Below are 12,769 nucleotides of genomic sequence, written 5' to 3'. Positions count from 1 at the left end.
GGAGACGCTGTGATGAACGATGTCATTTATCAACGCATAGAAAAAAGCGCCCGATTTAAAGAACTGGTCAGAAAACGCCAGAGCTTTGCCACCCTGCTGTCCCTGATTATGCTGGTGCTCTACGTCGGTTTTATCCTGCTGATTGCCTTTGCTCCCGGCTGGCTGGGCACGCCGCTGCATGACGGTACTAATGTCACGCGCGGTATCCCCATCGGCATCGGACTGATTGTTATCTCCTTCGTGCTCACCGGCGTTTACGTCTGGCGCGCTAACGGCGAGTTTGACCGCCTGACCCGTGAATTACTGAACGAGGTGAAAGGATGAAACTTCGCCGTCTAACGCTGGCTCTGCCAGCCCTGCTGCCTTTTGGTGCGCAGGCCGCCGATGCAATTACCGGTGCGGTTGAGCGCCAGCCCACCAACGTTGAAGCCATTGTCATGTTCCTGATTTTTGTGGCCGCCACGCTGGGCATTACCTACTGGGCTTCAAAACGCACCCGCTCCCGCAGTGATTACTACACCGCCGGCGGCAATATTACCGGTTTTCAAAACGGGCTGGCGATGGCCGGGGACTTTATGTCCGCCGCCTCGTTCCTGGGTATTTCCGCGCTGGTTTATACCTCCGGCTACGATGGCCTGATTTATTCACTCGGCTTCCTGGTCGGCTGGCCGATTATTCTGTTCCTGATCGCCGAGCGCCTGCGCAACCTGGGCCGCTACACCTTTGCCGACGTGGCCTCCTACCGCCTGAAGCAAAAACCTATTCGCACCCTCTCCGCCTGCGGTTCACTGGTGGTAGTGGCGCTGTACCTGATTGCGCAGATGGTCGGGGCCGGTAAGCTAATCCAGCTGCTGTTTGGGCTGGACTACCACGTTGCGGTCGTGCTGGTCGGCATTCTGATGGTGATGTATGTGCTGTTCGGCGGCATGCTGGCCACCACCTGGGTGCAGATCATCAAGGCCGTACTGCTGCTGTTCGGTGCCAGCTTTATGGCCATCATGGTGATGAAAACCGTCGGGTTCAGCTTCAATAACCTGTTTACCGAAGCGATGAAGGTCCACCCGAAAGGCATTGAGATTATGCGCCCCGGCGGGCTGGTGAAAGACCCGATATCCGCGCTGTCGCTCGGCCTGGGCCTGATGTTTGGTACCGCAGGCCTGCCGCATATTTTGATGCGCTTCTTTACCGTCAGCGATGCCCGCGAGGCGCGCAAAAGCGTCTTTTACGCCACCGGCTTTATGGGCTACTTCTACTTCCTGACCTTCATCATTGGTTTCGGTGCGATCCTGCTGGTCGGTGCTAATCCGGCCTTCAAAGACGCCGCCGGTGCGCTGATTGGCGGCAATAATATGGCGGCGGTGCATCTGGCCGACGCGGTCGGCGGCAGCCTGTTCCTTGGCTTTATCTCAGCGGTGGCCTTCGCCACGATTCTGGCGGTGGTAGCCGGGCTAACCCTCGCGGGCGCATCGGCGGTATCCCACGATCTGTACGCCAGCGTGTTCCGCAAAGGCCAGGCGACCGAGCGTGAAGAGCTGAGAGTATCCAAAATCACCGTGCTGGTGCTCGGCGTGGTGGCGATTGCGCTGGGCATACTGTTTGAGAAGCAAAATATTGCGTTTATGGTCGGGCTGGCCTTCTCGATTGCTGCCAGCTGTAACTTCCCGATTATCCTGCTATCAATGTACTGGTCAAAACTGACCACGCGCGGTGCGATGGTCGGCGGCTGGCTGGGGCTGATTACCGCCGTCGTCCTGATGATCCTCGGCCCGACCGTTTGGGTACAGGTGCTGGGGCACGAGAAGCCGGTTTATCCTTATGAATATCCGGCGCTGTTCTCTATGCTGGCAGCCTTTATCGGCACCTGGCTGTTCTCCGTCACCGATAACTCAGCGGAAGGTGCGCAGGAGCGTCTGCGCTTCCAGGCTCAGTTCGTCCGTTCACAAACCGGTGTCGGCATTGAAGGCGGCAAAGGGCATTAACCGATCGCGACAGGGGCGGGCCGGATGCCTGCCCCATCACGGATAAGCCACGGCCTGGATGGATGATTAATGATCCAATTTGGCGAGTTCATCTTCCGACAGGCCGGTAATGTCTGCTACCGTCTGCCGCTCGAATCCCTTCGCCAGCATTTTTCTCGCCAGCGATCTTGTTACATCCATCGCACCCTCAAGGCGGCCTTTTTTCAGTCCCCTTTCCATGCCTTGTTCAATCCCTTTTTCCTCTCCCTGTTCGAAAAAAAACTGGTTGCCGTTCTGCTCAAACCATTCTGCAAGCGTCATCATTCCCTCCTTGTATCCAGACGTTCGGCGAGACAGCTCCTGAGCAAAAGCATGCGGTGAGGGCGTCCTGCCAACCTGTAACATATAGTTGAACAGCGGTTTCAACTGCTCCTCGCCAGTGTAGCCAGTGAACATTAGCGTGACCAGCGGCTCCAGCAATTCCATGAGATCGCGCTGGCGAATATGCTTCTGCAGCAGTTCCAGTATCGCCATTCGGCGATGTTGCATGATTTCATCATCCGCAATAACCGTCACATCAACCAGTGGGAAGTCGCCACCGTAGAGCCGGGCGGCCCGCTGCGGATCGCTAAACGCCTGCAGCCAGCTCATCGAATAGGGGTAAGGCGTGACCCGACCGTGATAAAAAAGTATCGGCACCACCAGCGGCAGAGTCTCATTTCCGGCATCAAGATGGCGCTGCATGACGGCAATGGCATAACGCATTAATCGAAAGGCCATCAGCCTGTCGGGCGTACTTTGATGTTCAATCAGCGTGTAAATATAGCCCTCACCGTTGAGGGTTTTGACCGAATAGAGTACGTCGGAATAGTGAGCGCGGAGATCCTCTTCAATAAAGCTCCCTGATTCCAGTGCGAGGGTATCAAGACGGCACGCATTTAGCAGGTCCGCCGGTAGATAGATCTGTAAAAAGTCACGTGCGGTATCCACGTGGCCTAATATCTTTTTAAAAATCGCATCATGCGGCGTTGGCGTTTGAGTTCCTTTCATCACCGCAAGATGATTTATTTTTCATAAGCGGGAAAGGAGAATTTTTATTTATTCTCTGCGCCTGCGGCAGCCATTCCTTTTTTATGAAAACGGTATGCATTCGATAATAAAAAAACCGAGCGCTGTCTGAAATTTATCATTCCCTATTTCAGTTAAAACCGCCGGGAGGGTATTTTAAATTTAAAAGAACAGCAGAATAAACGGGACGAAAACAGGCTCAATGCCCGTTCTCACCCCGTTCCGCTTCAGCCGCGCAGGTTTGCGCGATTCGAAGTGTAAGCCTGGCCGATTAGAAGTGCAGCGCGGCACCCACGTACGGACCGTCGGCCACAACGTTGTCTTTACGACCGTCTTTGCCGTTCATGGTCATGTACTTGTAACCCACATTCACATCAATCAGCGAAATCGGCTGGAAGCTAACACCGGCAGAGGCTTCCTGGTAGTTATCGATGTGGCTGGAGAAGGAGTCAGGCGAGTAGAAGTACTGGCCGTAGACATTGAACATTTTGGTAACCGGCACCTTCACACCGCCGCCAACGGCAATCGCGTAGCCATCTTTGGTGTCTTTCGGGTTGGTGGACATGGCTTTGATGGTAGGGGAAAGCATTACATCGCCAATCGCTACGTTATAGCCCAGGCCCAGGCTGCTGACGTTGCCATCATGATCGCTGCGCAGCCAGTCACCGGATAAGGCAAAACCCGGAGTACTGGTGCCCAGGCCGACGTGTACGTCGGTGTAATCTTTGCCGACGCTCACGCCGCCATCAATCGCCTGAGCCGTTCCTGCCAGCGCCAGCAGCGCCAGGGCGCCGGTTGTCATTGCCACTTTTTTCATTGTTCTCTCCCAATTAATTTTACTCACGCCTGAAAACGGCGGTGGTGCAGCGTAAACCAACTGTTTTAAGAATTATATGAGAAAGAACTAAATGGTAATAAATTTGATTAATCTTACAAAAGAGTGAGTAACCAGATATTTCCGTCAGGCGCTGACCCACATTAAATGGCCGACTATCGGCGCAATAACTACCGTCAGCACCCCGGATAGCATCATTACCAGACTGGACACCACGCCCTCCTGCGGGCCGAGTTCGTAGGCTCGCGCGGTACCGGCACCGTGAGAGGCAGCGCCGAATCCTGCGCCTTTCGCCATGCCCTGCTTAATCGCCAGGCGCAGGAACAGCAGGTCACCGACCGCCATGCCGAAGACGCCGGTGATCACCACAAACAGCGCCACCAGATCGGGCTTACCGCCAAGCTGTTCAGCCGCCGCCAGCGCAAACGGCGTGGTGATCGAGCGCACCGCCAGGCTACGCTGGATCTCTTCCGGCAGCGTCAGCAGGCGCGCCAGCCACACCGAGCTGCAGATTGCCACCAGCGTGGCGGTAATCACCCCGGCAGTCAGCGACAGCCAGTGGCGGCGGATAATCGCCGTGTTTTCATAGACCGGTACCGCGAAAGCCAGCGTCGCCGGGCCGAGCAGCCACAGCAGCCAGCGGCTTTCGCCAATGTAGTCCTGCCAGCTGATATGGGTGACCACCAGCAGCGCCACCAGCACCATTGGAGTCATCACCAGCGGCATCAGCAGCAGGCGGTGCCAGCGGCGATACAGCCGTTTATTAGCAAAGTAAATCAGCAGGGTTGCGGCCAGGCACAGCACGCTCAGGACAAAATCATTCATGGTTCTGCCTCCTCTGCTGTTTACGCGCGGCCAGCCACAGCTCAAAACGGCTGACCCGATCGACGACGATGCTGGTTGCCGCCAGCACCAGCAGCGTGCTGAGGGTAATCACCAGCAGGATACGCCAGCCCTCAACGCGCAGCAGTTCGGAGTAGTTCACCACCGCTACGACCGCCGGAATGAAGAACAGCAGCATTTCGGCCAGCAGCCAGTTAGACCCGGCTTTCACCCAGCCAATGGGCAGGATACGCAGCATGATCATCGCCAACAGCAGCAGCATACCGACGATATTGGCCGGCAGCGGCAGGTGCAGCCAGCTCACCAGATGTTGTGAAAAAACAAACAAACCGACATACAGCATCACCTGTAGCGGAACCTGAACCCGTAGCAGCCAGCCCGTTTTCACCGGGTCTGTCATGGTGGCCATCGCTTTATTACCCCTTTGGCAGCAATTTTGCTGTGATTATTATAAAGGGGTAACAAAGGGTGAAAAAAATGACTTAATATTATTCTAACTATGCCAAACAGGAATGATTATGGACGTTCGCGCCCTGCGCTATTTTGTTGAGGTTGTCCGCCAGCAAAGCTTTACCCGGGCCGCCGAACAGCTGTATGTCACCCAGCCGACCATCAGCAAAATGCTGCGCCAGCTGGAGGATGAACTCGGCTGTACCCTGTTGATGCGCGAGGGCCGCAAGCTGCACCTGACCGATACCGGCCAGGCGGTCTATCAGCGCGGGCTGACCATTTTGCAGGAGTTCAAGCAGCTGGAGGCGGAAATCAGCGATCTTAACGAGCTGAAAACCGGCGAGCTGCGGCTGGGTATTCCGCCGATGGTCGGCATGCAGATCGCCGGGTCGATCTCCGCTTTCCGCCAGCGCTATCCCGGCGTGGAGCTGAAAATTTCCGAATTTGGCGGCCTGACCGTTCAGCAGGCGGTGCTGTCAGGCAGCCTGGATATAGCCATGACCGCCCTGCCGGTGGCCGACGATCTGCCGCTTAACGCACTGCCGCTGATGAGCCATCCGCTGTGCGTGCTGGTGCCGCGTACCGAAGCCTGGCTGCGGCGCACGCACCTCAAACTCAGCGAACTGGCCGGGCAGCCGATCCTGATCTACAACGAAGAGTTCTCCCTTAACCGCCAGCTGATGCGCGCTTTTCAGGCCAGCGGCTTCACGCCGCAGATCGCCGTCCGCAGCGGGCAGTGGGACTTTCTGGCGGCGATGGTACAGGCCGGAATGGGCGTAGCTATCCTGCCCGAGCCGATCTGCCAGCGGCTGGATAAAAGCCAGCTGCTGTGGCTGCCGCTGGAGTCGGACCTGGTGTGGAAGCTGGGGCTGATCTGGCGGGAGGGAAGCTATCTGTCGCGCAGCGCCCAGGCGTGGATTGCCTGCTGCCGCGAGTTCTGGCCGGACAGCACGCCCGGACTGGCAGTTTAACATCATAAAAAAGGGCGACCATTTCAACGGTCGCCCTGTGCAATATTACTCTTCTTTTTCGCTCAGCAGCGTTTCCAGCAGGTCAAGGTCGTGCAGCAGCTTGTGCATCGTTTCGTCGCTGATCTGTTGCGTAGCACGCAGGTGATACAACTCGCCACGCTCGGCACGCAGGCCGGTCAGGCGGAAGCGACGTTCCAGATTCTCCGCATACAGTGCGCGCTCCAGATCCTCTTTGCCATCCACCCGGCGGCGCAGATTGCCAATCACTCGCGAACTGACCTCTTTCAGCAGCTCAGGGTCGGAGGTCTCTTCGCTATCGGCCAGCAGGCGCTCTTGCATTTTGTACAGGCTTTCAATCGCCGTTCCGGCCATCACCGCCCGCGCCATCTGCACTTCACGGCGGTGACCCGTTTTATCGGTCCCTTCAATCCCACGCAGCAGCAGCGGTAGGATCACCACGCCCACCAGCAGGGAGAAGAGGATCACGCCGGTCGCGAGAAACACCAGCTCATAGCGTGCCGGGAAGTCGTTGCCGTTGCTTAGCAGCAGCGGAATCGACAGCACGCCGGCGAGGGTAATTGCACCGCGCACGCCAGCGAAGGAGGCGATCAGCAGCTCACGGGTGGTATAGCTGGAAAACTCCATCGGGTGCTTCTTCAGCATATGGCGACTGATGTAGCGCATACCCCACAGCCAGCCAAAGCGCACCAGCATCAGCGCGGCGTAAATGGTGACGACGGAAGCAAACAGCACCCACAGTTCGACGTTCGGATCGGCATCAGCCTGACGCACGGAAATCTCCAGAATGCCCGGCAGCTGCAGGCCCAGCATCAGGAATACCATGCCGTTAAAAACGAATTCCAGCATCTGCCAGGCACCGTTGGCGCGCAGGCGCATGGCCAGCGGTGCCTGACGGATAATGCCGGAGCGGGAGATGGTCATCCCCGCCGCGACCGAGGCCAGAATGCCGGAGACGCCAATGTGCTCCGCAATCAGATAGGAAGCAAACGGCAGCAGCAGCAGCAGCACGGTCTGCGTTGCCGGGTCGTCACCGCTCCAGCGGCTGAACAGGCGCAGGGATTTACCGTACAGCCAGCAGATAGCGATACCCGCCAGCAGGCCGCCAATCGCCACCTTGAGGAATTCCAGCGACGCGCCGGAAACGGTAAACACCATGGTACCCATCGCCACGGCGACGGCAAACTTCAGCGATACCAGGCCCGATGCGTCGTTCATCAACGCTTCGCCCTGCAGGATCGCCATAATCTTTTTCGGGATGCGCCCTTCCCCAACGATGCCGGACAGCGCCACGGCATCGGTCGGGGACAGCACCGCCGCCAGCGCAAATGCCGGGATCAGCGGGATGCCCGGAACCAGCCAGTAAATCAGGTAGCCAATCCCCACCACGGTAATCAGTACCAGCACCAGCGCCAGGCCGATAATCTCGCGCCCGTGGTGCAAAAATTCACTGGTGGGGGTTTTCCAGCCGTCGGCAAACAGCAGCGGCGGGATAAACAGCACTAAGAACAGTTCCGGGTCAAAATCGACATGCAAACCAAACGTCGGCCAGGCAAGCAGTGCGCCCACGGCGATTTGAACCAGCGGCAGGGGAATTTGAAATGGGATCATTCGCGCGGCGACGCCCGACAGCGAAACGACCAGCATCAGGATCAGGATGGTAAAGAAGATTTCCATGTTTTCCTTTATTTATCTTCCAGTTGTGTGCAGGTGAACGCCGGCAAGGCAAGAGCCATGCCCTATCCGGCAGCGCCGTAAGACACTGGTTATAGTAAAGCAAATAAATAAACTGATGAAAAACAGGATGTGCGTCGAGGGGAAAATTCAGTGACATCTGAAGGTGGGGCCGAAGATTTCGGCCCCGGAACAGGATTAAATCGCCCAGCCGCCCGCGTAGAAGGCAACCAGTATTACCGCGATAACCACGGTGCCGATATTCAGCTTGCGCCATTCACCGGCTACGATGCGGCCAATCACCAGCGAACCGAAACCGATCATAATGCCGGTCACAATGTTGCAGGTCAGCACGATAAATACCGCGGCCAGCAGGCCGGACATCGCATCAACGAAATCCTCGAAGTCGATTTTCGACACGTTGCTCAGCATCAGCAGGCCAACGTACATCAGCGCAGGCGCCGTCGCATAGCCCGGAACCAGATACGCCAGCGGCGACAGGAACAGGATCAGCAGGAACAGCACGCCAACCACCACCGCCGTCAGGCCGGTTTTACCGCCCGCCGCCGTACCGGCCGCAGACTCGATATACACCGCCGCAGGCGCTGCGCCCACCAGACCGGAGAAAATACTGCTCACCGAGTCGCTGGTCAGCGCTTTACCGCCGTCGATAATCTGATTGTTTTTATCCAGCAGGTTCGCCTGACCGGCAACGGCGCGAATGGTGCCGGTGGCATCAAACACCGCCGTCATCACCAGCGCCAGCACGCTTGGCAGTACCGCAGGCTGCAACGCACCAAGAATGTCCAGGCTGAACACCAGCGAGTTGCCCTGAGCATCGCTCAGACTCGGCATGGCAAACAGGCCCTGGTATTTCACCGAAGGATCAAAGATCAGCCCAATCACTGAAATTCCGATAATGGTCAACAGGATGCCACCGGGGACGCGGCGTTTTTCCAGACCAAAAATCACCGCCAGCCCCAGCAACGACATAATGACCGGGAAGGAGACGAAGTGACCCAGCGCTACCGGCAAGCCCGGAGCCGGGTTTTTTACGACCAGGCCAACGCCGTCGGCGGCAATCAGCAGCAGGAACAGACCGATACCTACGCCAGTACCGTGTGCGACGCCCATCGGTAAATTGCGCAGTATCCAGGCGCGAATCCCGGTTGCAGAGATGACGGTAAACAGGATGCCCATCAGGAACACCGCACCCAGCGCAACCGGCACGCTAATCTGCTGACCCAGCACCAGACTAAAGGCGGTGAATGCGGTCAGGGAGATGGCGCAGCCGATAGCCATCGGCAAATTCGCCCACAGCCCCATCAGCAATGAGCCAAATCCGGCAACCAGACAGGTGGCAACAAATACCGCCGTCGGTGAGAAACCGGCTTTGCCCAGCATGCTCGGCACCACAATGACCGAATACACCATGGCCAGAAAAGTGGTCAGACCGGCCAGAACTTCGGTACGCACGCTGCTACCGCGCGCGGATATTTTGAACCAGGTGTCTAACGTACCACCGGCCGGTTTAGAAGGAGTCGACATAGTAATCCCCTGAAATTTCTTATGAACTATTGCTGCGTGGCACCGTTGAAGCAAATGGACGTAAACGTTTGCGTCTCCGGTGCAATATTCACGATAAAAAGAATAAGGTTTCCTTTTTTCGTGTTTATAACCGCGTAATTTAGATGCTTAATTAAAAGGCAAACGATTATCCAGCGTTTAACGGTCTGTTTTCAACACCTGTTCACGGTTATCTTTATTTATTCCATAATCAGCAACTCGGTGATTCAACGCGAATCTCGAGCTAAGAGAAACTTTATAGAGATACACAGCACGGCAAAAATAGCGCTTTCTTATGAACAGGTGAAAGCAGCGAAAATCCGTCAGGAGAGCGTAATTTCGCCGCCCTTTTGCATCGCACGCTGCCAGGCACCGCGATGCTGAATTTTATCCAGCCAGTTTTGAATCGCCGGGCTGTCTGCACGACCACCGCGCGCGGTCAGCGCCAGCAGCGGAAAACTCATCTGCACGTCAGCAATGCTGAAGCGGCTACCGGCAAACCACGCATGCTGCGCCAGGTGCTGCTCGATGAACTGCCGATGGGTGGCCAGCTGCTTGTCCAGATACGCTTTCTGCACCCCTTTGCCAAACGCGCTGCCAATCGGCCTGAGTAGCCAGGGCACCGGCGCCTGGCCCATCCGACTGAATATCAGTTTCATTACCAGCAGCGGCATCAGCGATCCTTCGGCGTAGTGCAGCCAGTAGCGCGATTGCAGCTGCTCCTCTTCTTCAATCAAGGTCAGCCTTTCTTCGTCGTCATAGCGCGATTCAAGATATTCCAGGATCGCGCCGGACTCGGCAATCACCCGGTTTCCGTCGGTGATAACCGGAGATTTGCCCAACGGATGGATTTTTTTCAGCGCCTCGGGGGCCAGCATGCTGGGTTCACGCTGATAGCGTTTGATTTGATAAGGCACGTCCAGCTCTTCCAGCAGCCACAGTACGCGCTGCGAACGGGAGTTGTTCAGATGATGTACGGTGATCATGCTCGCTCCTGTCAACGCCAAACCTGAAGTATAGATTTAGCTCAGCTGCTTTTCACATCCAGCAGGATCGCACCGGTCCCCTGTTCGCTCAGTCGGTCATTCGGGTTACGCAGCGGGCAGTCCTCCATCGAAAGGCAGCCGCAGCCGATGCAGCCATCCAGATCGTCACGCAGGTGGGTGAGCATTTCGATACGGCTATCCAGCTCGTCGCGCCACTGCTTCGACAGCACCGCCCACTCTCTTGGTGACATGCGTTTTCCCGGCGGAAACTGCATTAAGTTGTCGCCGATTGTCGCCAGCGGAATACCGATGCGCTGGGCAATTTTGATAATCGCTACCCGGCGCAGCACGTCTCGCGTGTAACGGCGCTGATTCCCTGCGTTGCGATGGCTGCTGATTAATCCTTTGCTTTCATAGAAATGCAGCGCAGAAACTGCGACACCGCAGCGCTGCGCCACGTCGCCTGGGGTCAGTTCACGCTTGTTGGGGGAGTTGCCGCTTTTTTTCATTTAGCTCTTTACCTCAAGTTAACTTGAGGAATTATACTCAGCCTCCATTGAAAGGGCGAGATGCGTGTTCCATCGTGCCCATCCGTTTCTGATACGTCAGTTGTTATGGCGGCCAGATTTGACGCAGAACCAGGGAGAAAAATGTATGCATGATGACATCATCCGCACCCTTACCGACTGGATCGAAAGCAATCTTGATAAAACGCTGTCGATTGATGAAGTGGCGGCCAAATCGGGCTATTCGAAATGGCACCTGCAGCGCATGTTCCGCACCGTGACCAAGCAAACGCTGGGGGGCTATATTCGCGAGCGTCGTCTGACGCTGGCAGCAGAAGAACTGCGGAAAACCCAGCGCCCGGTGTTTGATATCGCCATGCAGTATGGCTACGACTCACAGCAGACTTTTTCCCGCGTGTTCCGCCGTCAGTTCTCGCAAACGCCGACCGCCTATCGCCACACCATGCGTCGCCAGGCACTCCAGCGCGGCAGCTGGAATTTCGACTGTAGCGACTTTGCGATGAGCGGCTTCTCGCGCAGCAGCAGTAAAGTCAGCACCGTCTGCAACTGACCCACCCGGGTCAGTAAGGTGCCGCCTCTCTCTCCGGTGGCACCCCGGGGGTCAGTTCCCAAAACGACGGGGACAAGAACCAGCCACCGCCCCGCTGTTTAATCTGATACATCGCACTGTCAGCCTGGGCAAGCAGCACCTCAGTACTCTGATGGTGCTTGCCTAAGGCAACGCCAATACTCAGCGTCTGAGGTAATAGCGTACCGTCACCCAGTTTTACAGGCTGCCGCATCTCGGCGGTGATATCCCGCGCCACCTGCGCCGCCTGCTCTTCGCGCTCGATCGACGTCAGCAGAATGGCAAACTCGTCGCCGCCGAGCCTCGCCACCAGATCGTCTTTACGCAGCCGGGCCCGCAGCCGCTGAGCGACAACCCTCAGCACCCTGTCGCCCGCCGCATGGCCGAACCGATCGTTGACCTCTTTGAAGCGGTTGCCGTCGATAAACAGTACGGCGATGCGCTGACGCTCCCGAAGATCCAACCAGCGTTTCTCCAGCTGATGGGAAAACGCCGCGCGATTGGGTAAACCGGTTAGCGTGTCGTGCAGCGCCTGATGGGCAAGCGTGTCATTCTCGCGCGTCAGGTGATGATGCCAGCGCTCCAGTTCCGCATTTAGCCGCCGGGTGAGGAAGCTGGCAATCAGCCCGCTGATCAACAGCGCCACGCTCAGCAGCAGCAACAGTGGCCATAGATAGAAAGGCAACTGCCCGCCCTGATGTGGTTTTTCCAGCGCCATTGCCAGCAATGAAATCAGCCCCGCCAGCAGGGCAACTGCCGCAATAATCAGATGGATGCGGTGGAATGATTTCCGCAGCGTCGGCAGCGTGCGCGACGGTGCAGCGGCAGGCAGGCTGTCATCCCGATCAATATTCATGTTTATGTCCTCCCTGAAAGCGGCCCTCAGGCCGGTTCCCGCAGCGCTTCGACCTGCGTGATACGCCCGTCGCTATCGTGATACACCCGCAGCATATCGCTGCCGCTCAGCAGGCTGACATCCTGCTGGCTGATGTCAAAACTGCGTGCCACCTCTACCGGCTCCAGTCCTGGCCTGCGCCGACGGCGCTCAGTGCGAAAACGCAGCTGGTTATACTTGGCCCAGCCGATCAGCAGCAGCGCATTAAACAGCCCGATGCCGATATACAGCGTCAGCGTACTCAGCCCGGAAACCAGCGGACGCGGGCCACTGAACGGCATGGTTTGCAGGACTTTGAGCAGCCCGGTGGTAAACAGCCAGATAAAGCCGCCCCAGCCAAACAGCGTCAGCACAAAATCGATAGCGCGCGGCACCCAGCCGCGCGGGGTGAAAATCAACGGATTCGCCAT

At 57.1% G+C, this 12,769-nt stretch carries 14 protein-coding genes; 4 read left to right on the top strand and 10 right to left on the bottom strand.

Translation table 11 applies throughout. The features are described 5' to 3' along the window. Positions 1–12 precede the first annotated feature (12 nt). Both JOE09_RS10590 and actP read left to right on the top strand, forming a co-directional pair. Positions 13–324 carry a DUF485 domain-containing protein gene (locus tag JOE09_RS10590; RefSeq protein ID WP_105592198.1) on the top strand — a complete coding sequence of 104 codons (312 nt, stop codon included), beginning with the start codon at positions 13–15 and terminating at the stop codon, positions 322–324. Further along, positions 321–1,979, top strand: a complete 1,659-nt coding sequence (actP, locus tag JOE09_RS10585) for a cation/acetate symporter ActP (protein ID WP_205065750.1) — start codon at positions 321–323, stop codon at positions 1,977–1,979. Before JOE09_RS10590 ends, actP begins: the two co-directional genes overlap by 4 nt. 66 nt (positions 1,980–2,045) lie before the next feature. On the opposite strand, the gene JOE09_RS10580 is transcribed toward actP, so the two are convergent. From JOE09_RS10580 to JOE09_RS10565, 4 genes are all read right to left on the bottom strand, one after another. After that, positions 2,046–3,008 (bottom strand): Rpn family recombination-promoting nuclease/putative transposase, encoded by a 963-nt coding sequence (locus JOE09_RS10580; protein ID WP_205065749.1) that lies wholly within the window; start codon positions 3,006–3,008, stop codon positions 2,046–2,048. A gap of 289 nt (positions 3,009–3,297) precedes the next feature. Continuing rightward, on the bottom strand, positions 3,298–3,843 hold the full coding sequence (locus tag JOE09_RS10575) for a YfaZ family outer membrane protein (RefSeq protein ID WP_105592201.1): 546 nt from the start codon (positions 3,841–3,843) through the stop codon (positions 3,298–3,300). 144 nt (positions 3,844–3,987) lie between these two features. Continuing rightward, positions 3,988–4,686 (bottom strand): LrgB family protein, encoded by a 699-nt coding sequence (locus JOE09_RS10570; protein ID WP_205065748.1) that lies wholly within the window; start codon positions 4,684–4,686, stop codon positions 3,988–3,990. Further along, a complete protein-coding gene (locus JOE09_RS10565) occupies positions 4,679–5,113 on the bottom strand; it encodes a CidA/LrgA family protein (RefSeq protein WP_205065747.1) in 435 nt (144 codons plus the stop codon). Before JOE09_RS10565 ends, JOE09_RS10570 begins: the two co-directional genes overlap by 8 nt. Positions 5,114–5,222: 109 nt before the next feature. Between JOE09_RS10565 and JOE09_RS10560 the strand changes: the two genes are divergently transcribed. Beyond that, positions 5,223–6,125: a LysR family transcriptional regulator gene (locus tag JOE09_RS10560; RefSeq protein ID WP_205065746.1), complete on the top strand. Its 903-nt coding sequence runs from the start codon at positions 5,223–5,225 to the stop codon at positions 6,123–6,125. Between the two features lie 45 nt (positions 6,126–6,170). Here JOE09_RS10560 and JOE09_RS10555 read toward each other — a convergent pair whose 3' ends face one another. The 4 genes from JOE09_RS10555 to soxR all read right to left on the bottom strand — a co-directional run bounded on the left by JOE09_RS10555 (position 6,171) and on the right by soxR (position 10,878). Then, positions 6,171–7,820 carry a Na+/H+ antiporter gene (locus JOE09_RS10555; protein WP_105592204.1) on the bottom strand — a complete coding sequence of 550 codons (1,650 nt, stop codon included), beginning with the start codon at positions 7,818–7,820 and terminating at the stop codon, positions 6,171–6,173. 195 nt (positions 7,821–8,015) lie between these two features. Next, positions 8,016–9,365 carry an NCS2 family permease gene (locus JOE09_RS10550; RefSeq protein WP_205065745.1) on the bottom strand — a complete coding sequence of 450 codons (1,350 nt, stop codon included), beginning with the start codon at positions 9,363–9,365 and terminating at the stop codon, positions 8,016–8,018. Between the two features lie 341 nt (positions 9,366–9,706). Further along, a complete protein-coding gene (locus JOE09_RS10545; protein WP_205065744.1) occupies positions 9,707–10,369 on the bottom strand; it encodes a glutathione S-transferase family protein in 663 nt (220 codons plus the stop codon). 41 nt (positions 10,370–10,410) lie between these two features. After that, entirely contained in the window at positions 10,411–10,878 is a 468-nt protein-coding gene (gene soxR / locus JOE09_RS10540; RefSeq protein ID WP_105592207.1) for a redox-sensitive transcriptional activator SoxR, read from the bottom strand. Between the two features lie 145 nt (positions 10,879–11,023). Here soxR and soxS point away from each other — a divergent pair, with 145 nt between their 5' ends. Continuing rightward, entirely contained in the window at positions 11,024–11,446 is a 423-nt protein-coding gene (soxS, locus tag JOE09_RS10535; protein WP_105592208.1) for a superoxide response transcriptional regulator SoxS, read from the top strand. Between the two features lie 10 nt (positions 11,447–11,456). Here soxS and JOE09_RS10530 read toward each other — a convergent pair whose 3' ends face one another. After that, positions 11,457–12,320, bottom strand: coding sequence for a GGDEF domain-containing protein (locus tag JOE09_RS10530; protein WP_205065743.1), 864 nt, complete (start codon positions 12,318–12,320; stop codon positions 11,457–11,459). 26 nt (positions 12,321–12,346) lie between these two features. Beyond that, on the bottom strand, positions 12,347–12,769 hold the full coding sequence (gene pgaD, locus JOE09_RS10525) for a poly-beta-1,6-N-acetyl-D-glucosamine biosynthesis protein PgaD (RefSeq protein ID WP_205065742.1): 423 nt from the start codon (positions 12,767–12,769) through the stop codon (positions 12,347–12,349).

Source organism: Pantoea coffeiphila (assembly GCF_016909495.1).
GTDB lineage: Bacteria > Pseudomonadota > Gammaproteobacteria > Enterobacterales > Enterobacteriaceae > Erwinia > Erwinia coffeiphila.
This window is presented reverse-complemented; position numbering and strand designations above follow the sequence as displayed.

Coding starts and splice junctions, on each gene's coding strand:
- JOE09_RS10580 (WP_205065749.1), bottom strand. CDS start 3,008: ATGAAAGGAACTCAAACGCCAACGCCGCATGATGCGATTTTTAAAAAG.
- JOE09_RS10565 (WP_205065747.1), bottom strand. CDS start 5,113: ATGGCCACCATGACAGACCCGGTGAAAACGGGCTGGCTGCTACGGGTT.
- JOE09_RS10570 (WP_205065748.1), bottom strand. CDS start 4,686: ATGAATGATTTTGTCCTGAGCGTGCTGTGCCTGGCCGCAACCCTGCTG.
- JOE09_RS10560 (WP_205065746.1), top strand. CDS start 5,223: ATGGACGTTCGCGCCCTGCGCTATTTTGTTGAGGTTGTCCGCCAGCAA.
- JOE09_RS10550 (WP_205065745.1), bottom strand. CDS start 9,365: ATGTCGACTCCTTCTAAACCGGCCGGTGGTACGTTAGACACCTGGTTC.
- soxR (WP_105592207.1), bottom strand. CDS start 10,878: ATGAAAAAAAGCGGCAACTCCCCCAACAAGCGTGAACTGACCCCAGGC.
- soxS (WP_105592208.1), top strand. CDS start 11,024: ATGCATGATGACATCATCCGCACCCTTACCGACTGGATCGAAAGCAAT.
- JOE09_RS10590 (WP_105592198.1), top strand. CDS start 13: ATGAACGATGTCATTTATCAACGCATAGAAAAAAGCGCCCGATTTAAA.
- JOE09_RS10575 (WP_105592201.1), bottom strand. CDS start 3,843: ATGAAAAAAGTGGCAATGACAACCGGCGCCCTGGCGCTGCTGGCGCTG.
- actP (WP_205065750.1), top strand. CDS start 321: ATGAAACTTCGCCGTCTAACGCTGGCTCTGCCAGCCCTGCTGCCTTTT.
- JOE09_RS10545 (WP_205065744.1), bottom strand. CDS start 10,369: ATGATCACCGTACATCATCTGAACAACTCCCGTTCGCAGCGCGTACTG.
- pgaD (WP_205065742.1), bottom strand. CDS start 12,769: ATGGCGAATCCGTTGATTTTCACCCCGCGCGGCTGGGTGCCGCGCGCT.
- JOE09_RS10530 (WP_205065743.1), bottom strand. CDS start 12,320: ATGAATATTGATCGGGATGACAGCCTGCCTGCCGCTGCACCGTCGCGC.
- JOE09_RS10555 (WP_105592204.1), bottom strand. CDS start 7,820: ATGGAAATCTTCTTTACCATCCTGATCCTGATGCTGGTCGTTTCGCTG.